Annotated in this window: 16 protein-coding genes and 1 pseudogene; 8 read left to right on the forward strand and 9 right to left on the reverse strand. The window is 72.9% G+C overall.

All coding sequences use genetic code 11. The features are described 5' to 3' along the window. Positions 1–2 precede the first annotated feature (2 nt). Both OG559_RS21260 and polA read left to right on the forward strand, forming a co-directional pair. Positions 3–755, forward strand: a complete 753-nt coding sequence (locus OG559_RS21260) for an amino acid ABC transporter ATP-binding protein (RefSeq protein ID WP_405116853.1) — start codon at positions 3–5, stop codon at positions 753–755. An 84-nt stretch (positions 756–839) separates the two neighbouring features. Then, positions 840–3545 (forward strand): DNA polymerase I, encoded by a 2706-nt coding sequence (gene polA, locus OG559_RS21265; protein ID WP_405106259.1) that lies wholly within the window; start codon positions 840–842, stop codon positions 3543–3545. A 58-nt stretch (positions 3546–3603) separates the two neighbouring features. On the opposite strand, the pseudogene OG559_RS21270 reads toward polA, so the two are convergent. The 4 genes and pseudogenes from OG559_RS21270 to OG559_RS21285 all read right to left on the reverse strand — a co-directional run. Then, positions 3604–3948, reverse strand: a pseudogene (locus OG559_RS21270) (DUF3140 domain-containing protein); the annotation flags it as partial. Next, positions 3935–4153 (reverse strand): DUF2945 domain-containing protein, encoded by a 219-nt coding sequence (locus OG559_RS21275; RefSeq protein ID WP_405106261.1) that lies wholly within the window; start codon positions 4151–4153, stop codon positions 3935–3937. The gene OG559_RS21275 and the pseudogene OG559_RS21270, both read right to left, overlap by 14 nt. Positions 4154–4195: 42 nt before the next feature. Then, positions 4196–4798 carry a Uma2 family endonuclease gene (locus OG559_RS21280; protein WP_405106263.1) on the reverse strand — a complete coding sequence of 201 codons (603 nt, stop codon included), beginning with the start codon at positions 4796–4798 and terminating at the stop codon, positions 4196–4198. Positions 4799–4855: 57 nt separating this feature from the next. Beyond that, entirely contained in the window at positions 4856–5701 is an 846-nt protein-coding gene (locus tag OG559_RS21285; protein ID WP_405106265.1) for a class I SAM-dependent methyltransferase, read from the reverse strand. 370 nt (positions 5702–6071) lie between these two features. Between OG559_RS21285 and rpsA the strand changes: the two genes are divergently transcribed. Together rpsA and coaE are read left to right on the forward strand one after the other, a co-directional pair. Continuing rightward, entirely contained in the window at positions 6072–7568 is a 1497-nt protein-coding gene (gene rpsA / locus OG559_RS21290; RefSeq protein WP_387023818.1) for a 30S ribosomal protein S1, read from the forward strand. A gap of 208 nt (positions 7569–7776) precedes the next feature. Further along, positions 7777–8958: a dephospho-CoA kinase gene (coaE, locus tag OG559_RS21295; RefSeq protein WP_405106267.1), complete on the forward strand. Its 1182-nt coding sequence runs from the start codon at positions 7777–7779 to the stop codon at positions 8956–8958. Between the two features lie 45 nt (positions 8959–9003). Here the strand turns inward: coaE and OG559_RS21300 are convergent, their stop codons facing one another. After that, positions 9004–10716 (reverse strand): hypothetical protein, encoded by a 1713-nt coding sequence (locus OG559_RS21300; protein WP_405106269.1) that lies wholly within the window; start codon positions 10714–10716, stop codon positions 9004–9006. A 313-nt stretch (positions 10717–11029) separates the two neighbouring features. On the opposite strand from OG559_RS21300, the gene uvrB reads away from it, so the two are divergent. Together uvrB and OG559_RS21310 are read left to right on the forward strand one after the other, a co-directional pair. Beyond that, positions 11030–13138 carry an excinuclease ABC subunit UvrB gene (gene uvrB, locus OG559_RS21305; protein WP_405106271.1) on the forward strand — a complete coding sequence of 703 codons (2109 nt, stop codon included), beginning with the start codon at positions 11030–11032 and terminating at the stop codon, positions 13136–13138. Between the two features lie 104 nt (positions 13139–13242). Next, positions 13243–14202, forward strand: a complete 960-nt coding sequence (locus OG559_RS21310) for a helix-turn-helix domain-containing protein (protein ID WP_405106273.1) — start codon at positions 13243–13245, stop codon at positions 14200–14202. 147 nt (positions 14203–14349) lie between these two features. Here the strand turns inward: OG559_RS21310 and OG559_RS21315 are convergent, their stop codons facing one another. After that, a complete protein-coding gene (locus tag OG559_RS21315) occupies positions 14350–14643 on the reverse strand; it encodes an antibiotic biosynthesis monooxygenase family protein (RefSeq protein ID WP_396670848.1) in 294 nt (97 codons plus the stop codon). Positions 14644–15045: 402 nt separating this feature from the next. On the opposite strand from OG559_RS21315, the gene OG559_RS21320 reads away from it, so the two are divergent. Continuing rightward, on the forward strand, positions 15046–16044 hold the full coding sequence (locus OG559_RS21320) for a TerC family protein (protein ID WP_405106276.1): 999 nt from the start codon (positions 15046–15048) through the stop codon (positions 16042–16044). A gap of 70 nt (positions 16045–16114) precedes the next feature. Here the strand turns inward: OG559_RS21320 and OG559_RS21325 are convergent, their stop codons facing one another. Together OG559_RS21325 and OG559_RS21330 are read right to left on the reverse strand one after the other, a co-directional pair. After that, entirely contained in the window at positions 16115–17065 is a 951-nt protein-coding gene (locus tag OG559_RS21325) for an NlpC/P60 family protein (protein ID WP_405106278.1), read from the reverse strand. A 33-nt stretch (positions 17066–17098) separates the two neighbouring features. Further along, a complete protein-coding gene (locus tag OG559_RS21330) occupies positions 17099–18196 on the reverse strand; it encodes a mandelate racemase/muconate lactonizing enzyme family protein (RefSeq protein ID WP_405106280.1) in 1098 nt (365 codons plus the stop codon). 44 nt (positions 18197–18240) lie between these two features. Between OG559_RS21330 and OG559_RS21335 the strand changes: the two genes are divergently transcribed. Then, positions 18241–19038 carry a tyrosine-protein phosphatase gene (locus tag OG559_RS21335; protein WP_405106282.1) on the forward strand — a complete coding sequence of 266 codons (798 nt, stop codon included), beginning with the start codon at positions 18241–18243 and terminating at the stop codon, positions 19036–19038. A 167-nt stretch (positions 19039–19205) separates the two neighbouring features. Here the strand turns inward: OG559_RS21335 and OG559_RS21340 are convergent, their stop codons facing one another. Then, positions 19206–20078: a serine hydrolase gene (locus tag OG559_RS21340; RefSeq protein ID WP_405106284.1), complete on the reverse strand. Its 873-nt coding sequence runs from the start codon at positions 20076–20078 to the stop codon at positions 19206–19208. Positions 20079–20131: the final 53 nt, after the last annotated feature.

Genomic DNA, 20131 nt, shown 5'->3' on the forward strand with positions numbered 1-20131 from the left:
TGATGGTCCGGGCCGAGCAGGTGCACAAGTCGTTCGGGCCGCTGGAGGTGCTCCAGGGCATCGATTTGGAGGTCCGCGCCGGGGAGGTGTGCTGCCTGCTGGGCCCGTCCGGGTCCGGCAAGTCGACCTTCCTGCGCTGCATCAACCATCTGGAGAAGATCGACGCCGGCCGGATCTGGGTCGACGGCGAGCTGATCGGCTACCGGGAGTACGGCGGGAAGCTGCACGAGCTGCGGGAGCGGGAGGTGGCCGCGCAGCGCCGCGCCATCGGCATGGTGTTCCAGCGGTTCAATCTGTTCCCGCACATGACGGTGCTCCAGAACGTCGTCGAGGCGCCGGTGCTGCTCGGGCAGGAGAAGAGGGCCGCAGCCCGGGAGCGGGCGGCGGCGCTGCTGGAGCGGGTCGGGCTGGGCGACAAGCTCGGCGCGTACCCCGCTCAGCTCTCCGGCGGCCAGCAGCAGCGGGTGGCGATCGCCCGGGCCCTGGCGATGCAGCCGAAGCTGATGCTCTTCGACGAGCCGACCAGCGCGCTGGACCCGGAGCTGGTGGGCGAGGTCCTGGACGTGATGAAGGACCTGGCCCGCGACGGCATGACGATGATCGTGGTGACCCACGAGATCGGCTTCGCCCGGGAGGTCGGCGACTCGCTGGTCTTCATGGACGGCGGCGTGGTGGTGGAGTCCGGCAACCCCCGTGAGGTGATCGCGAACCCCCGCCACGAGCGGACCAGGTCCTTCCTGGCGAAGGTGCTCTGATCGGCGCCCCGGCGCGGGCGGAGGCCCGCGCCGGGGACGTGCCGGTGTCCCGGGTTGTCACCGCCCCGGACTAGAGTCGCCTGCGTGACAGCTACGACGCCGCGCCTACTCCTCGTCGACGGACACTCCCTGGCATACCGGGCGTTCTTCGCCCTGCCGGTGGAAAACTTCTCCACCACGACGGGGCAGCCGACAAACGCCGTCTACGGCTTCACCTCGATGCTGATCAACGTGCTGCGCGACGAGCGGCCGACCCACATCGTCGTCGCGTTCGACGTGTCCCGCCGCTCCTTCCGCACCGAGAAGTACGCGGAGTACAAGGCGGGCCGCAGCGAGACCCCGGCGGACTTCAAGGGCCAGGTCAGCCTGGTCAAGGAGGTCCTGGCCGCGCTCCAGATCCCGGTGGTGGAGATGGAGGGTTACGAGGCCGACGACGTCATCGCCACCCTCGCCTGCCAGGCCCGCGACCAGGGCATGACGGTGCTGATCTCCAGCGGCGACCGGGACGCCTTCCAGCTCATCGACGACAACATCACGGTGCTCTACCCGCGTAAGGGCGTCTCCGACCTGGCCCGGATGGACGCCGCCGCGATCGAGGCGAAGTACGGCGTCGGCCCGCAGCGCTACCGCGACCTGGCCGCCCTGGTCGGCGAGACCAGCGACAACCTGCCGGGCGTGCCCGGGGTGGGGCCGAAGACCGCCGCCAAGTGGATCAACCTGTACGGCGGGGTCGACGGCGTCGTCGCGCACGCCGACGAGATCAAGGGCAAGGCCGGCGACAGCCTGCGCGAGCGGCTCGCCGACGTGATCCGCAACTACGAGATCAACTGCCTGGTCTCCGACCTGGAGCTGCCGGTCCGCCCCGAGGACACCCGCTGGGCCGGCTGGGACCGGGAGGCGGTGCACCAGGTCTTCGACACCCTGGAGTTCCGCATCCTGCGCGACCGGCTCTACCAGTACCTGGAGGCCGTGGAGCCGGAGGCGGAGGCCGGGTTCGACCTGACCGGCGAGAAGCTCACCGAGCCCGGCGCGTTGGCCGGCTGGCTCGACGCGCACGCCCCGGCCGGCGTCCAGGTCGGCGTCGCGGTAAAGACGCCGGCGAAGCCGTCCACCCCCCGGGAGCGGTACGAGCCGCAGCTCGACGGCGTGGCCCTCGCGCTGGCGGCCGGCCAGGCGGCCTGGTTCGCGGCGCAGCTGGCCGAGGCCGACGAGCGGGCCCTGGCCGGCTGGCTGGCCGACCCACAGCGGCCCAAGGTGGTGCACGACAGCAAGCACGCCCGGCTGGCGTTCGCCGCCCGCGGCTGGGACTTGACGGGCGTGGCCCGCGACACCGAGTTGGCCGCCTACCTGGCCCGCCCCGACCAGCGCTCCTACGACCTGACCGACCTGGCGCTGCGCTACCTGCACCGGGAGCTGCGGGTCGACGCCCCGGAGACCGGTCAGCTCACCCTCGACGGCCTCGGCGACGACGGCGAGGCCGAGCAGAACCTGATGCTCCAGGCCCGGGCCACCCTCGACCTGGCCGACGCGATCGACGCCGAGCTGTCCCGCGACGGCGAGCAGTCCGCCCGGCTGATGGCGGGGGTCGAGCTGCCGCTGTCGGAGGTGCTCGCCACGATCCAGCAGGTCGGCATCGCCGCCGACCTGGACTACCTCCAGGAGCTGGAGGCGCACTTCGCGGGCGAGGTCAAGGCCGCCGCCCAGGGCGCGTACGCCGCAGTGGGGCGGGAGTTCAACCTGGGCTCGCCGAAGCAGCTCCAGGAGCTGCTCTTCGGCGAGCTGGGGCTGCCCAAGACCAAGAAGATCAAGACCGGCTACACCACGGACGCCGACGCCCTCCAGTGGCTCCACGCGCAGAACCCGCTGCCGGTGCTGGAGCACCTGCTGCGCCACCGGGACGTGGCCAAGCTCAAGTCGACCGTCGACGGCCTGCTCAAGTCGGTCTCCGACGACGGCCGCATCCACACCACGTTCAAGCAGACGGTGGCCGCCACCGGCCGACTCTCCTCCACCGACCCCAACCTGCAGAACATCCCGATCCGCACCGAGGAGGGCCGGCGGATCCGCCGGGCCTTCGTCGTGGGGCAGGGGTACGACTGCCTGCTCACCGCCGACTACAGCCAGATCGAGATGCGGATCATGGCGCACCTGTCGTCGGACGACGCGCTCATCGAGGCGTTCAACTCCGGCCGGGACTTCCACGCCGCCACCGCGTCGTCGGTGTTCGGGGTGCCGGTGGAGGCGGTCACCGCCGACCAGCGCCGCAAGATCAAGGCGATGAACTACGGCCTGGCGTACGGGCTGAGCGCGTTCGGCCTGTCCCAGCAGCTCGGGATCACCGCCGAGGAGTCGCGCGGGCTGATGGAGAACTACTTCGCCGGCTTCGGCGGCGTCCGCGACTACCTCAACGAGGTCGTCGCCCGGGCCCGGCACGACGGCTACACCTCCACCCTCCTGGGCCGCCGGCGATACCTCCCCGACCTGGTCAGCGACAACCGGCAGCGCCGGGAGATGGCCGAGCGGATGGCGCTGAACGCCCCGATCCAGGGCTCGGCGGCCGACATCATCAAGGTCGCCATGCTGCACGTCGACGCGGCGCTGCGCGCCGCCGGCCTGCGGTCGCGGATGCTGCTCCAGGTGCACGACGAGCTGGTCTTCGAGGTGGCCCCGGGCGAGCGGGACGCCCTGGAGGCGCTGGTCCGCAAGGAGATGGGCGGGGCGTACCCGCTGTCGGTGCCGCTGGAGGTGTCCGTCGGAGAGGGCCGGGACTGGAACAGCGCCGACCACTGAGGCTCCACCGAGTCGCCGTGGCGGTAGGTCGACGTGCACCGGGGCCGTGGCCCGTTCACTTGAGCGGGTCGTGGCCCCAGTTCATCAGCGACCACCGCCACTTCGTGTCGCGCACGTTCCCGGACGGCCGCTGCGCCATGTGCCGGCGGACGTACCCGACGACCTTGCGCATGTGCTGGTAGTCGGCCTCGGACAGCCCGGCCCGGCCGCGCCGCAGCAGGTTGATGATCTTCCGGCCGGACTCGTGCCCGACCGACTCGCCGCCGCCCGCCCGGCCGCCCTTGTGCGAGCCGACCTGCTTCGACTCGTCGGTCTCCAGCCACGTCGACAGCTCGCCCGGCTTCATGTTCACCGCCTCGGCGAACTCCCGGTACGTGTCGCGCCCCCGCTCAGCCCTGCTCACGGCGCAGCACCTCCGGCCGGTGGGCGACGTCCCGTCCCGAGTCGTCGACGCGGATGCGGTACTGCGGCTCGTCCTGCGACGCGTTCACGGTGTGCCCGCGCACGTGCGTCCGCTCGGTCAGCTCCTCCCGCACCACTCCGTGGGCGCGGCCGCTGTGGCTGGCCCAGGAGACGTGGTCACCCCTGCGGAACTTGTTCTCGGCCATGAGGCTGGCTACCCGGGGCGCCCCCGGCCAAACGGGCGGCGGCTACGCGGTGAGCTCGGCGACCGGCAGCTTGATCTCGAACGGCTCGGTCAGCTCGATCAGCTCCGCGCTGTCGGCGACCAGCTCGTACTGCCGCTCACCGCTCAGGCTGAGCTGGCCGCTGAGCCGGTATGCGTACACGTGCACCGGGTCCTGCTCGATGCGCCAGTAGAACGGGATGCCGGCGGCGGCGTACTCGCCCGGCTTGGCGAAGCGGTCGACCCGCTGGGTGCCGGGGGACACCACCTCCACCGCGAGGACGACGTCCTCCGGCAGGAGCAGGGAACGGTCGGACCGCACCTCGGCGCGGCGCAGCAGCACGTCGGGCTGTCGGCTGGTGTTCGCGTTGAGCGCCACCCCGACGGCCTGCGTGGCGCGGAGATGGTCGGGCGCGTGTTGCAACAACCAGCGGGCCAGGAGCAGGGAGATGTCCTGATGGCCCAGGGTGGGGGAGGGTGTCACCTGGATGACTCCGTCGACGAGTTCGACGCGCGGGGCGTCGTCCGGCAAATTGGGCAGGTCTTCCAGCGTGTAGTCGGCACGCTGCTGCCGGATCGGGTCCGGACACCAGGGGCCAGGTGGTGTCGCGATCGGTTCGGCGCTCACCCGGCCAGCGTAACCCTGGCCCTCGCCCGGGACGTCGCACCCGCTGTGCGACACCACTCAGTCGGCGGGCTTCTCCGCGACGAAGATGGCGGTGCCGGGGAAGAGCCGGCCGCGCAACGGGCTCCACTGCCCCCAGATCCCCTCGTGGTCCTCCGGCCACTCCGGCTCCACCAGGTCGACCAGCCGGAACCCGGCGTCGACCAGCTCGCGGACCCGGTCGCCGAGGGTGCGGTGCTGCTCGACGTACGTCGCCGTGCCCGACTCGTCCTGCTCCACGTACGGGGAGCGGTCGAAGTACGAGTGCACGGCCGTCAGGCCGCCCTGGCCCGGGTCGTCGAGGAAGACCCAGCGCATCGGGTGGGTCACCGAGAACACCCATCGGCCACCGGGCCGCAGCACCCGGAACACCTCGCGCATCACCGCCGCCGAGTCGGCCACGAACGGGATCGCCCCGAACGCCGTGCACGCGGTGTCGAACGCCGCGTCCGCGAAGGGCAGCGCGAGCGCGTCGGCCTGCACCAGTGGCACCCGTACACCCGAGCGGTCGGCTGCCGCCGCGGCGTGCCGCAGCATGCCGATGGACAGGTCCAGCGCGACCGGTCTCGCCCCCGCCGTGGCCAGCCAGCGGGCGACGGCCGCCGCCCCGGCGCCCACCTCCAGCACCCGCCGCCCGGCGACGTCGCCGAGCAGCCGGGCCTCGGACTCCCGCAGCCCCTCGGGGCACCAGACGAACTCCACATCGCCGAGGAACGCGCCGTGCTCCGCCTGGTAGTCGTCGGCGTCGGCGTCCCACCAGCCACGGTTGGCCCGGCGGCTCTCCGCGTCGGTGACCGGGCGCCGCAGCACGCCCTGCGGGTCGGCGTGGTCGGCGTGGGTGGCGGCACCCGCCCGATCGTCGGTCATCGCGGCAGTCTAGTGGCCACCCGGCCTGGTCCCCGGTTCCGCGCCGAGGCGGCCCGCCGCCCGGCGCGGCGCCGGCCGGACGGGGGCAAAACACCGCCTGTCAGGACGTAAGAGACGGCGCATCGCGAAAGCGGGCTGGATCACTTATGCCCGGGGCTTGCACGCTGTGGTAATGCACACGGTAGGCTGGACGATGCGCTCGCGGATCGTGTGCCTCGGCAGGGAGCAGGTGCGCGGTCGACGGAGCTACATCAGGATCTCACTCAGCGATCGTTCGGTGTACCCGGCGACGGATCCGTTGGCGCGAACAGGTCACCGCACCAGCCTGCTGTGACAACCCAAAACCCATCCGACCGGAGCAACCGCCCACATGACGAGCAGCATCGAGGCCCCCTCGAGCGCCACCCGGGTCACCCACGACGATCTCGGTTCCGAGGAGGCTTTCCTCGCCGCGATCGACGAGACCATCAAGTACTTCAACGACGGCGACATTGTCGAAGGCACCGTCGTCAAGGTCGATCGGGACGAGGTCCTGCTCGACATCGGCTACAAGACCGAGGGCGTCATCCCCTCTCGTGAGTTGTCGATCAAGCACGACGTGGATCCCGCCGAGGTCGTCTCGGTCGGTGACCACATCGAGGCCCTGGTCCTCCAGAAGGAGGACAAGGAGGGTCGTCTGATCCTCTCCAAGAAGCGGGCGCAGTACGAGCGGGCCTGGGGCACGATCGAGAAGATCAAGGACGAGGACGGCGTCGTCCGCGGCTCGGTCATCGAGGTCGTCAAGGGTGGCCTCATCCTCGACATCGGGCTCCGCGGCTTCCTGCCGGCGTCCCTGGTCGAGATGCGGCGGGTGCGTGACCTGCAGCCGTACGTCGGCCGCGAGCTCGAGGCCAAGATCATCGAGCTGGACAAGAACCGCAACAACGTGGTCCTGTCCCGCCGGGCCTGGCTGGAGCAGACGCAGTCCGAGGTGCGCACCGAGTTCCTCAACAAGCTGCAGAAGGGCCAGGTCCGCAAGGGCGTCGTGTCCTCGATCGTCAACTTCGGCGCGTTCGTCGACCTGGGCGGCGTGGACGGCCTCGTGCACGTCTCCGAGCTGTCCTGGAAGCACATCGACCACCCCTCCGAGGTCGTCGAGGTGGGCCAGGAGGTCGAGGTCGAGGTCCTGGACGTCGACCTGGACCGCGAGCGGGTATCGCTGTCGCTGAAGGCGACCCAGGAGGACCCGTGGCGGCAGTTCGCCCGCACCCACGCGATCCAGCAGATCGTGCCGGGTAAGGTCACCAAGCTGGTGCCGTTCGGCGCCTTCGTCCGGGTGGACGACGGCATCGAGGGCCTGGTCCACATCTCCGAGCTGGCCGAGCGCCACGTGGAGATCCCGGAGCAGGTCGTCCAGGTCGGCTCCGAGGTCATGGTCAAGGTCATCGACATCGACCTGGAGCGTCGTCGGATCTCGCTGTCGCTCAAGCAGGCCAACGAGGGCTTCGTCGAGGGCGAGGAGCACTTCGACCCGACCCTCTACGGCATGGCCGCGACGTACGACACCGAGGGCAACTACATCTACCCGGACGGCTTCGACCCCGAGACGGGCGAGTGGCTCGAGGGGTACGACAAGCAGCGCGAGACCTGGGAGAACCAGTACGCCGAGGCTCGGGTGCGCTGGGAGGCCCACACCAAGCAGGTGCAGACCTCTCGGGCTGCCGACGCCGAGGCCGCTGCCAACCCGGCTCCGCCGGTGTCCGCTGGCGGCACCACCACCACCTCGACCAGCTCGGCCCCGAGCCGGCAGGCCGAGGAGCCGGCCGGCACCCTGGCCACCGACGAGGCGCTCGCCGCTCTGCGGGAGAAGCTCGCCGGCGGCAAGTGACCCGCTGACGACGACGGGCCCCGTCCCCGCGATCCGGTTTCACCGGGTCGCCGGGGGCGGGGCCCTCGCCGTGCCCGGCCCTGCGGGAATGCCCGGCCCCCGCATGATCGAGCACGATCGTGGGCCACCAGCCGGTGCCGGCACCCGGCACCGGCGCCGGCCGTCGGGCCGGTTTGGCTCGGCGCCCGCGATCCGGTTGACTGGTCCGGTGTTGATGGTGGGACTGACCGGCGGAATCGCGTCCGGCAAGAGTGCTGTCGCGGCGCGGCTGGCCGCGCTCGGCGCGGTGTTGATCGACTCCGACCGGATCGCCCGGGAGGTGGTCGCCCCGGGCAGCGAGGGACTGGCGGAGATCGTCGCCGCCTTCTCCGACCGGGTGCTCGGCCCCGACGGCGCACTGGACCGGGCCGCGCTGGGCGCGGTCGTCTTCGCCGACGAGGCGGCCCGCCGCCGGCTGGAGGCGATCACCCACCCCCGGGTCCGGGCCCGCAGCGCCGCACTCGTCGCGGCGGCGGCCCCGGACGCGGTCGTCGTCAACGACGTGCCGCTGCTGGTCGAGGTCGGGCTCGCCCCGACGTACCACCTGGTGGTCGTCGTGCGGGCGGAGGTGGCGACCCGGCTGACCAGGCTGGAGCGCGACCGGGGCATGGACCGGGCGGACGCCGAGCGGCGGATCGCCGCGCAGACCGACGACGACCGCCGCCGGGCGGCGGCCGACGTGGTGCTGTCCAACGACGGCACCCTCGACGAGCTGCACGCCGTGGTGGACCGGCTGTGGCAGGACCGGCTGCTGCCGTACGAGGCGAACGTGCGAGACCGGCGCGCGGTGCGCCCCGAGCGGGTGAGGCTGACCGAACCCGACCCCACCTGGCCCCAGCAGTACGCCCGGCTGGCGGCCCGGATCCGGCACGCGATCGCCCCCGCCGACCTGCGGATCGACCACATCGGGTCGACCGCCGTGTCCGGCCTGGCGGCCAAGGACGTCATCGACATCCAGCTCACGGTGCAGAGCCTGGCCGAGGCGGACGGTCCGCTGGCGGACCGACTCGCCGCCGCGGGGTTTCCCCGGCTGCCCGGCCAGTGGTGGGACAACCCCCGGCCGGAGGGCTGCGACCGGTGGGAGAAGCGTCTGCACGGCAGCGCCGACCCCGACCGGCCGGTGAACCTGCACCTGCGTCCGGCGGGTTCGCCCGGCTGGCGCTACGCCCTGCTGATGCGGGACCACCTGCGCGCGGACCCGGACCAGCGGGCGGCGTACCTGGCGCTCAAGCGGGAGCTGGCGGCCAGCGCGCCGGACACCATGACGTACACCACCGCCAAGGACCCGTGGTTCGACGAGGAGCACCACCTCGCCGAGGAGTGGGCCGCACGGAGCGGCTGGCGGCCCTGACCCGTCGTATCCGTCCTGTGCCCCGGGTGGGGCGGCGACCGGGCGTCAGCGCCCCGGCTCGCGGGCGGGCGGGACGGGCGAGGGCAGCGCCGGCGCCCGCCCCGGCACGAGGTCGAGCTGGGCGTACGTGCCGAGCCGGGTACGCAGCTCCAGCCGGCGGAGCAGGCCTGTCTTGTCGATCCAGTAGCGCAACCGGCCGTGTCGGGCGTCCACCTCGATGACGTCGACGGTCCGGTCGGCGAGGCGGTCCCCACGGATCCGGGTGGCTGGCCGGGGCGGCCTGGTCGCCGAGCCCACCCGCAGCGCGGCGGCCAGCAGCACGTCGACGTCGTCAGCGCCGGGCCTGCCGCGTTCCCAGGTGGGTCCGGCGCGTGGGGGCGGCAGCGGCGGCGCGACGAGCGCGTCCCCGGCGTACGGCGCCGACCAGACCCCGGCGGCGTCGTAGCGGCGCAGGGTCCGCCCGGCGGGTGCGTCGCGGGTGCCGACCGACAGGTACGCGGCCCGTTCGGTCCAGCTGATCCAGCCACTGCCGCGCAGGGTGACGCCTGGGGCGACGGGCGCGGTGAGGGTCGCCGCGGCGCCACCCGCGGCGCGCATCCGGGCCGCCGCTCGCGCGAACCGGTCCTCCTCGGGCCCGGTGAGCGCTCTGGGCAGCCCCGCCCGGCCGCCCAGCGCCGCCACCGGCCACAGCACCGGCCGGTTGGCCCGTTGCAGTTCCACCGTCACCGGCACGCCGCCGGGGAGGCGTCCCTCCAACCGGTGCAAGCGGGCGTCCCGATCGAGCCACCAGCGTGCTGCCCCGTCGAGGAGCGCGGTCCCGGCGGGCCTGGCGGCTGCGGCCGGCAGGCTCACCGCCGGGCCGGGCCAGCCCGCGGGCCGACCCGCGGTGCCGGATCGCGGTGGGGACGCCGTGGGCGGGCCCGTGGGGCCGGACGGGTGGGAAGCGGTGCGTGGGGTCGACGTGGCCGGTCGGCCGGCTTCCGGGGCGTCCTGCTGTCCTTGCCGGCCGGCGTCGTCGGGCAGCGGAGCCTGGAGGACGTCCACGGGCTGCCTGCCGGCCTCGGCGCGGGCCAGCCACCGGGCGGTGCCGGCAGGGATCGCCCCGGCCGGCTCGGCCCGGGGCGCGGCGAGCGCGAAGAGCAGGTCGAGGGTGGGGCGCAGGGGGCGGGCGGCGGACCCGTCGACGACCCGCCACCCGTCGACCGGGGGCACCATGGGCGGGGAGGCCGGGGCCGGCACCGCCGTGGGGTCGGGTCGGGCCATCAGCAGCCCGGGGGTGGCCTGGACCAGGCCCCGGCCCCGCCCGGCCCCCGGGCCGCCGACGTCCACGTAGGCCAGCGGCCGGGACCAGTCCACCCAGCCCACCACGTCGGTGCGGGCGGCGGCGGTGCCGATCGTGATCCGCAGGCCGGACCGGACGTCCCGGTGGTTGGTGACCCGGACGGCGGCGAGCCGCTCCGCCTCGGCGGGGGTCAGCGGCCGGGCCGGCTCCGGGGCCGCCGGCGCCCAGGTCAGCAGACCGGCGGCCAGGCCCGCGGCGGAGGCGACGGCGATCACCCCGAGGGCGACCACGGTGGTACGCCGACGCCGGCTGTCGCGCCGGTCGCTTGCACCGTCGGTTGCCGAAAGGTGACTGTTCCGGTCGGGTCCGACGTCGGCGTCCGGCTTACGCGGGTCCCGGTCGAATTCGGTGCCGCAGGCGCCCGGTGGGCGGCGGTCCCGGTCGGGTCGGGGCGTCGGGTCGGGGGAGTTGTCCACGGCAGGATGAACTTCCGGCGCGTGTCACAGGTGACGCACGAATCGCCCCACCTGGTGGGGCGCTCGCGGCGGCCGGTCTGCGCGTCGCGCGACCACCGGGGGTGCGCACGCCGGTGATGCCGGGTGCTGCGACCCCCTGTGCCGGGGGCGCCGGCCGTTGAGGCCAGGCCGCCGGCCCGGACGGCCGCCGCGAGCGGCCTACGGCCCATACCCTAGCGCGGTGAGATGTGCCACACAATGCGAATATTGAAGCCAATCACTGACTGACGGTGGTCGCCGCGTTGTGTCGGGCCCCCGGCGTACGGTTGGGGTCATGGCGCTCGACATTCCCCGGCTCGACGGCCGATTCCAGGTGGTCAGCGATTTCCAGCCGGCCGGCGACCAGCCGGCAGCCATCGACGATCTGGAGCGTCGGGTGCGGCGCGGAGATCGCAACACGGTCCTGCTCGGCGCGACCGGCACGGGAAAGAGCGCCACCACGGCCTGGCTCGTCGAGCGGTTGCAGCGCCCCACCCTGGTGCTCGCCCCCAACAAGACGCTCTGCGCCCAGCTGGCGAAGGAGTTCGGCGAGCTGCTGCCGCACAACGCGGTGGAGTACTTCGTCTCCTACTACGACTACTACCAGCCCGAGGCCTACATCCCGCAGACCGACACCTACATCGAGAAGGACTCCTCGGTCAACGAGGAGGTCGAGCGGTTGCGGCACTCGACGACCATGTCGCTGCTCACCCGCCGCGACGTGGTCGTGGTGGCCACGGTCTCGGCGATCTACGGCCTGGGCACCCCGGAGGAGTACCTCGACCGGGCCGTCCGGGTCGCCGTCGGGCAGGAGCTCGACCGCGACCAGCTGCTGCGTCGCCTCGTCGACATCCAGTACACCCGCAACGACATGTCCTTCCAGCGGGGCACGTTCCGGGTGCGCGGCGACACCCTGGAGATCATCCCGGCGTACGAGGAGCTGGCCATCCGGGTCGAGCTGTTCGGCGACGAGGTGGAGAAGCTCTACTACCTCAACCCGCTCACCGGTGACGTGGTCCGCGAGGTCGACGCTCTGATGATCTTCCCGGCCACGCACTACGCCGCCGGTCCGGAGCGGATGGAGCGGGCCACCCGCGACATCGAGGCCGAGCTGGCCGAGCGGCTCGCCGAGATGGAGCGGCAGGGCAAGCTGCTGGAGGCGCAGCGGCTGCGGATGCGCACCACCTACGACCTGGAGATGATGCGTCAGGTCGGCTTCTGCTCCGGCATCGAGAACTACTCCATGCACATCGACGGCCGGCAGCCCGGCAGCCCGCCGCACTGCCTGATCGACTACTTCCCGGACGACTTCCTCACCGTCGTCGACGAGTCGCACGTGACGATCCCCCAGATCGGCGGCATGTACGAGGGCGACGCCTCCCGCAAGCGGATGCTCATCGACCACGGCTTCCGGCTGCCCAGCGCCGGCGACAACCGGCCGCTGCGCTTCGACGAGTTCCTGGAGCGGGTCGGCCAGATGGTCTTCCTCTCCGCCACTCCCGGCCCGTGGGAGCTGGAGCGGGCCCAGGGCGAGTTCGTCGAGCAGGTGATCCGCCCGACCGGCCTGATCGACCCCGAGGTGGTGGTGAAGCCCACCCGGGGGCAGATCGACGACCTCATGCACGAGATCAAGCTGCGCACCGAGCGGGACGAGCGGGTCCTGGTCACCACGCTGACCAAGAAGATGGCCGAGGACCTGTCCGACTACCTGCTGGAGAACGGCATCCGGGTGCGCTACCTGCACTCCGAGGTGGACACGCTGCGCCGGGTGGAGCTGCTGCGCGAGCTGCGCAAGGGCGACTACGACGTGCTGGTCGGCATCAACCTGCTCCGGGAGGGCCTCGACCTGCCCGAGGTGTCCCTCGTGGCGATCCTCGACGCCGACAAGGAGGGCTTCCTGCGCAGCGGCCGGTCCTTGATCCAGACCATCGGCCGGGCCGCCCGGAACGTCTCCGGCCAGGTGCACATGTACGCGGACAAGATCACCCCCTCGATGGCGACGGCGATCGAGGAGACCAACCGGCGCCGGGACAAGCAGATCGCCCACAACAAGGCGCACGGCATCAGCCCCGAGCCGCTGCGCAAGAAGATTCACGACATCCTCGACGACATCTACCGGGAGGCGGAGGACACCGAGAACTCCCGGATCGGCGGGGCGGCGCGGCAGCTTTCCCGGGGCAAGGCACCGGTCAAGGAGACCCGCAGCCGCAGCCGGATCGGCGCGGCGGGCCCGTCCCGTGAGGGGATGGCCCGGGCCGACCTGGCCCAGCTCATTCAGGAGCTCAGCGACCAGATGCTGGCCGCCGCCCGGGAGCTGCAGTTCGAGTTGGCCGCCCGCATCCGCGACGAGGTCTCCGACCTCAAGAAGGAGTTGCGGGGGATGGACGCGGCCGGCGTGAAGTGACCGAGGGCGGTTGACCGGGGAAACCACCTGCGGCCGTTGCGGACGGCGAGCGAGGTATTGCAGCGTGTGATCGATCTGCGTACTCTCCGTCCTGGGAGGCGGGGATGCCGTTGCCAACGAGTCCGGTGATTCGACGTGCGCGACTCGGTGCCGAGTTGCGCCAGCTACGCAGGCGGGAGGAGCTCACCCTTGAGCAGGTCTGCGAGCGGCTGGGCTGGGCGTCGACCTCCAAGCTGTCCCGCATCGAGCTGGGCCAGAGCCGCCCCGATCTCGCCGACGTGCTCGACCTGCTGGACGTCTACCGGGTCGCCGCCGAGGAACGCGACGCGCTGATCGTCATCGCCCGGGACGCGGCCATCGGTCGTGGCTGGTGGAAGACCCTCGGCGCGATGGGCGAGCGCCAGCGTGCGTATGCCGAGCTGGAGGCCGGGGCGGCGACCGTGGTGGAGTACCAGCCGGCCGTCGTGCCGGGCCTGTTGCAGACCCCGGCGTACGCCCGGCTGCGTCTCGGGGTCGCCCGGCTGCTGCACCCCGACGTCGACGTGGAGGCCGACGTACGGGCCCGGCTGGTTCGGCAGGAGGTCTTGCACCGGGCCGAGCCGCCGCAGTACACGGCGCTGCTGGAGTTCACCGCCTGCGGCCCGGGTGGGTTGCCGGAAGGGGTCTGGCGCGAGCAGGTCCGCCACCTGGCCCTCCTGTCCCGCAAGCCGAACGTGACGATCAGGGTGGTGCCGCCCGGCGTCACGACCGGCGACGCCCATCCGCTGACCCCGTTCGCCCGGTATTCCTTCCCCGACCCGGCCGACCCGCGCACCGTGATGCTTGAGGCGTTGACCACCGATGTCCGGCTGGTCTCCGCCGCCGACCTCGCCTGGTACGACACCGTGGTCGACCGGATGCTCGACGCAGCCCTCCCGGCAGCCGAGACGACGGCGCTGCTGGCCCGGCTGGCCGACGATCCGGCGCTGCCGTCGCCGACCGGTCCGGGCGGCCATCCACTGGCCTTCCGGGTGCGGACGGAGGAGGTGGCGGCGGTGCCCCGGCCCCGCCCGCCGCAGGACTGAGCCCGGACTGTCGCCGCGCCGCCACCGGGCCCGGCGGCCCCGAGCCCGTCGGCACCGGTGGCCGGCGCGTCAGGCGCACTGTAGGCGGGGGGTACGACATTCCGCGGCCGACCGCTACGGCGGGCGTACCCGCGGTGCCGGGGTCGCTCAGGCAGGGACGTCGACGAAGTGCTCGACCAGCGGCGGGCCGGCGAAGTGTGGGCCGATCAGCTCCCGCCACCGGGTGAACCGCTCGGTGCCCCGGAAGTTCGCCTCGTGCGCCTCGACGGAGTCCCACTCGACCAGCAGCACGAATCGCGACGGCGACTCGATGCCGCGGGTCATCCGCACCGAGCGGCAGCCGGGCGTCGTCGCGAGGATCTCGTGACCCTGCGCGTACGCGGCTGCGAACGTGTCCTCGTGTCCGGGCACCACATCGATGAGCGCGACCTCAAGCACCATGCCCCTGAGCCTGCCACGTCCCCGGCCGGGAAGGACGACGCGGGGGGACTGTCCCGCCCCTCGGACCGGCCCCGGGATGGCCTCCTAGGAAGCTCTGCGGGCAGAGACTTCCGTCACGCCGAACGTGGTGGGATCGTCGATGTGTGGGCCCGGAGATGCGGCCGGAGGCCTCGATGGGGAAGAATGGCGGCGAAGGAGGGGAGTATTCCCCCGTGACGGAGTCGTCAGCACGGTCGACCATCGCCCCGGTGGCGCGACCCGGCTCCGTCGGTCAGCGGTCCACACCTGGGCCGCTGGCGGAAGAGACCTCCGACAGCCACCACTGTTTCGCGTTGCCGCAACCCGCCCGCCCGCACGGGGCGTACGGTGTGCCCGACGCCGCGTGTCTGCCGGAGGATTGGATTGAACGTGTCCGGATTGGTGTGGGCGGTAACCCTCGTCGCACTGACAGCGGTTCTGGTCGTCGACCTGCTGATCATCGGTCGCCGGCCGCACGAGCCGAGCGTCCGCGAGTCAAGTCTCTGGGTCGCCTTCTACGTCGGGCTGGCCCTGGTCTTCGGCGTGGGGCTCTGGCTCGCAGCCGGCCCCGGCGTGGCCGGCGAGTTCTACACCGGCTGGCTCACCGAGTACAGCCTCTCGGTGGACAACCTCTTCGTCTTCGTGATCATCATGGCCCGCTTCGGGGTGCCCCGGCCGTACCAGCAGAAGGTGCTGCTCATCGGCATCGTGCTGGCGCTGGTCATGCGTGGCGGATTCATCGCCGCCGGTGCGGCGCTGATCTCGCAGTTCTCCTGGGTCTTCTACCTGTTCGGCGCGTTCCTCATCTACACGGCGATCAACTTTTTCCGGCAGGGTGAGCCGAACGAGGACGACTTCTCCGAGAACCTGCTGATCCGGTGGAGCCGGCGGGCGCTGCCGATCTCCCGGGACTACGACGGCGCGAAGATGACCACGCACGAGCGCGGCCGCCGGCTGTTCACCCCGATGCTGGTCGTCATGATCGCGATCGGTACCACCGACCTGATCTTTGCGCTGGACTCGATCCCGGCGATCTTCGGCATCACCCAGGAGCCGTACCTGGTCTTCACCGCGAACGTGTTCGCGCTGATGGGGCTGCGCCAGCTCTACTTCCTGCTGGGCGGGCTGCTGGACCGGTTGATCTACCTGAGCATCGGGCTGTCCGTGGTCCTCGGCTTCATCGGCGTGAAGCTGGTGCTGGAGGCGCTGGGCGACAACAACCTGCCGTTCGTCAACGGCGGGGAGCCGGTGGGCTGGGCCCCGCACATCCCGATCTGGCTCTCCCTGGTGGTCATCCTCGGCGCCCTGCTGGTGGCGACCGTGGCCAGCCTGATCAAGTCGGCCCGGGACCGGCGGCGAGAGCTGACCGCCGCCCGGGGCTGACAACCCCCCTGAACGCCGAGGGGCGCTCCCAATGCGGGAGCGCCCCTCGGCGTCGGTGCCGGGCGACGGGTCAGACCCGGTGCACGCCGACCAGGGTGGCGGTCCGGCCGGCCGGCATCGCCTCCTCCACCACGCCCCGATGCTGGTAGCAGGCGTGCAGGAGCCGCCGGTTCGCTGCGGCGTCCGGCTCGGCGCTGACGAAGCCGATGTGGTGGATCTGCTGGCCGGGCCGGGCGAAGAAGTACAGGTCGCCGGGTCGTTCGGCGCCCAGCGGCAGCGGGGTGGTCGCCCGGGCCTGATCGGCGGCGTCGCGGGGCAGCACCACGCCGAACCGCCGCCAGGCCAGGTGCACCAGGCCGGAGCAGTCGATCCCGTACGTCGACAATCCGCCCCAGACGTAGATCACGTCGCGCAGCCGGGCGGCGACGGCCAGCACGTCCCGGGCGGGCGGCGGCTCGGTGGGCAGGGGCACGAGGTGGCTGTCGGGAAGCCAGAGCGGCCGGTCGTGCCCGGCGGCGTGCACGGGGCGCCAGCCGTCGGCCGGCGGGCCCGCCGGGGCCAACCGGGTGCCGAGGACGATGCCGGAGACGACCGGCTCGCCGCCCGGGGCCGTACGCAGGGCGGTGACGGTCGCGTCGACGACCCAGGGGGCGTCCGGTCCCTGCGGGTCGTCGGATGCGACGGGGGCGAGCTGGGCGGTGGGCAGCCAGCCCGGGTAGCCGCGCGAGTCATGGGTGGCCGACGGCTGCTCGACGGCCACCACGTGCGCCCAGCCGTCGGGGCGCAGCGCGGTGACCAGCACCCGTTCCCCGAACAGCAGTTGGCTCAGGACGCAGTCACCCACCTGCTGCTCGTGGTCCATGCCGGAGATCCAGGCGGCGACGTCGGCTTGCGGGTCGAGGGCGGGACGGTCGACGGGGCGTACCTCCTCGGGGCTGGTCCACAGGGTCGCGACCGCGACCCGGACGACGGCCTCATGGCCCGCTTGCAGTTCCACGTCCACTCCCAGCTCCGAAGTCACCTGCCGTGACCCTATGAAAGAAAGTGCCGAGCATCAACTGGGCGATCGCATCTTTGCTACAGACACGGAGGTGATGCCGAGGCCGGGGGCGTCCGGCAGCAGCACCGTCGCCCCGTCGTACCGGATGCCGCCGCGCACCGGCGACCAGGCCAGCCACCAGGCGGCGTCGAGGTCGGAGACTGCGGTGGTCCGGTACGCGGCGACCAGGCTGGCCGCGGCCCCCACCCCGACCTGGCTCTCCATCATCGAACCGACGATGGTGCCGACGCCGTGCGCGGCGGCCAGGTCGAGCAGGGTCCGGGCGGCGTGCAGGCCGCCGCACTTGGCGAGCTTGACGTTGACCATGTCGGCGGCCCGGCGGCGGATGACCTCGACCATGTCGCGCACGCCGAACACCGACTCGTCGGCCAGGATCGGCACGCCGACCCGGTCGCTGACCCAGGCCAGCCCGTCGAGGTCCCAGCGGGCCACCGGCTGCTCCACCAGCTCCACGTCCAGCCCCGCGTCCTCGATGCCGCGGATCACCCGGACCGCCTCGCGGGGCGTCCAGCCCTGGTTGGCGTCCAGCCGGATCTGCACGCCCGGGCCGACGGCGGCGCGGACCGCGCGGACCCGTTCCAGGTCGCCCGCCGCGTCGGTGCCCACCTTCAGTTTCAGCACCGCGAATCCCTCGGTCCGCCGCTGCCGCGCGGCAGCGGCCAGGTCGGCGGCGTCGCCCGCGGCCAGGGTGACGTCCGTCGGCACCCGCAGGGCCGTGCCGCCGAGCAACCGCACCAGGGGTACGCCGAGCCGGCGCGCGGCCAGGTCGTGCAGCGCGGTGTCCACCGCGGCCTTGGCGGCCTCGTTGCCGGCCACCGCGCGCTGCACCTCGACGCAGCGGGCCACCAGGTCGTCGGCGTCCCGCCCGACCAGGGCCGGTGCGAGCATCTCCCGGACGCATGCCTCGGCGCCGGCCAGCGACGCCCCGGTCACCTGCCACACCTGCGGCGCCTCGCCGAACCCGGACCGCCCGTCCTCGTCGACCAGCTCCACGATCAGGGTGTCCACGGTGGTGGTACGCCGCAGCGCCGTCACGAACGGGGTGTGCAGGGGCGCGGAGAGCCGGTGGGTGCGTACCACGGCGATTGTCATGTGCGGCACCCTATACGGCAGCGCACGACGACAGGGGAGGCCGGATGACGGGGCAGGGCTGGGAGCTGGTAGGCGCGCCGAACGCGCGTGACCTCGGCGGCATGGTGGGTGCGGACGGGCGGCGGGTGCGGGCGGGCCGGTTGATCCGGACACCGGCGCTGGGCCGGTTGACCGACGACGACCTGTCGACGCTGGGGAGGATCGCCCCGGCCTGCGTGGTGGACCTGCGCGACGACTCGGAGATCGCGGCGGGCCCGCCGAACCGGCTGGCCGGCGAGCCCCGGGTGGTTCGACTGCCGGTGTACGACGAGGCCCACCCGGTCTTCACGGCGGTGTCGGAGGTGCTGCTCGGACACAACCTGGGTGCGGAGGCGACGCTGGCCATGCAGGGCAGCCCGGCGGCGATGGCGGGGATCTACCGGTGGTTCGTCACCGGGGAGCCGGCCCGGGCGGGCTTCGGCGCGGCGGCCCGGTTGGCCGCCGACGCGGGGAACCTGCCGCTGCTGTTCCACTGCTCGGCCGGCAAGGACCGCACGGGCTGGCTGTCGGTGGTCCTGCTCACCGCGGTGGGCGTGGACGAGGCGGCGATCCGGGCGGACTACCTGCGGACCAACGCGCAGACGGAGAGCCTCAAGGAGGTCATCCTCACCGCGATGCGGGCCCGGCAGCCGGAGCTGGCGGAGGCGGCGATCCGGCCGCTGATGGAGGTGCGCGGTGAGTACCTGGACGCCGCGTACGACGAGGTCCGCCGGGTGCACGGCTCGTTCGACCGGTATCTGCGCGACGGGTTGGGCCTGACCGACGCGCACCTGGCGGCGCTGCGGGACAGCCTGCTGGACTGAGGCCGGCGCGCGGCGGGGGTGGGAACGCCACCGCGCCGGCCTGCCGGGTGCGTGGCGGGCCGGCGCGGTGTCCGCCGGGTGCGCGTGCTGTGCCGGCGCGGCGTCCGCCGGGTGCGTGGCGGGCCGCAGTGGCGGCGCCTGCCGGGGCGGCGCCTGCCGGGGCGGGACTAGCCGGCGCTGCGCAGGTCGTGGCGGGCAGCCCAGGCCCGGGCGGAGACGTCGGCGAGCACCAGGCAGGCGTCGTCGGAGGACTCGTCGCCGGTGGCACCCCCGTCGGCGAGTTCGGTGGTGGTGCAGACGACCAGCACGTACGGCGGGGCGTCGGGTGGGTAGATCACCCCGGCGCCGTGCCGGACGCCGCGTACCCAGCCGTTCTTGTGGGCGATGCGGACCCCCTCGGGCAGCCCGGCGGCGAGGTCCTCGCGGAACTCCTGGGCGAACAGGACATCGAGCATGGCGGCGCAGCCGGCGGGGGAGGCGAGCGGCCCGGGCCGGATCGCCCCGGCGGCCAGCCCGCCGAGCAGGGCCGCCAGGTCGGCGGCGGTGACCAGGTTGGTGATCCCGGCCTCCCGGGCGGCGAAGTCCTCGATGCCACGCCCGGTGACGCTGTGCCGGGCGCCGGCGAGCGCCCAGGCGTCGGCCACGGCGGGCAGCCCGACGTGGCCGAGGCAGACGTTGGTGGCCAGGTTGCTGGAGCGCACGATCATCCGCTCGGCGAGCCAGCGCAGGGGCGCGCCGTGGCCCTCCCGCTGCCAGACGGCCTCGTCGTTGTCGTAGTGCCGGGCGCAGGAGAATCGGGGCGCGCCGGGCCGGGCGGAGTCGAACTCGTTGCGTACGTCGACGGGGGCGGCCAGGTCGAGGGTGCCGGCCTCGGCCGCCCGGTGCAGGGCCAGCAGCACGGCGACCTTCATGGTGCTGGCCGCGTAGTGGGTGGCGTCGGGGTGGCGGGTCCAGGTGGGGGCGGCGTCGAGCCGGCCCAGGTACGCCGACACGGTGCCCGGCAGCGTGTCCAGATGCGCGTCGAGCTCGTCCCAGATCATGCCGGTGACCGTAGCGGATCCGGCCGCCGGCGGGCCGGGTGCGGGGGGGCCGG

The sequence above is a fragment of the Micromonospora sp. NBC_01405 genome, from assembly GCF_045040155.1.
Classification (GTDB): domain Bacteria; phylum Actinomycetota; class Actinomycetes; order Mycobacteriales; family Micromonosporaceae; genus Micromonospora.

Coding starts and splice junctions, on each gene's coding strand:
- OG559_RS21335 (WP_405106282.1), top strand. CDS start 18,241: ATGACGGGGCAGGGCTGGGAGCTGGTAGGCGCGCCGAACGCGCGTGAC.
- uvrB (WP_405106271.1), top strand. CDS start 11,030: ATGGCGCTCGACATTCCCCGGCTCGACGGCCGATTCCAGGTGGTCAGC.
- OG559_RS21310 (WP_405106273.1), top strand. CDS start 13,243: ATGCCGTTGCCAACGAGTCCGGTGATTCGACGTGCGCGACTCGGTGCC.
- rpsA (WP_387023818.1), top strand. CDS start 6,072: ATGACGAGCAGCATCGAGGCCCCCTCGAGCGCCACCCGGGTCACCCAC.
- OG559_RS21330 (WP_405106280.1), bottom strand. CDS start 18,196: ATGACAATCGCCGTGGTACGCACCCACCGGCTCTCCGCGCCCCTGCAC.
- OG559_RS21315 (WP_396670848.1), bottom strand. CDS start 14,643: ATGGTGCTTGAGGTCGCGCTCATCGATGTGGTGCCCGGACACGAGGAC.
- OG559_RS21260 (WP_405116853.1), top strand. CDS start 3: ATGGTCCGGGCCGAGCAGGTGCACAAGTCGTTCGGGCCGCTGGAGGTG.
- OG559_RS21275 (WP_405106261.1), bottom strand. CDS start 4,153: ATGGCCGAGAACAAGTTCCGCAGGGGTGACCACGTCTCCTGGGCCAGC.
- OG559_RS21340 (WP_405106284.1), bottom strand. CDS start 20,078: ATGATCTGGGACGAGCTCGACGCGCATCTGGACACGCTGCCGGGCACC.
- OG559_RS21285 (WP_405106265.1), bottom strand. CDS start 5,701: ATGACCGACGATCGGGCGGGTGCCGCCACCCACGCCGACCACGCCGAC.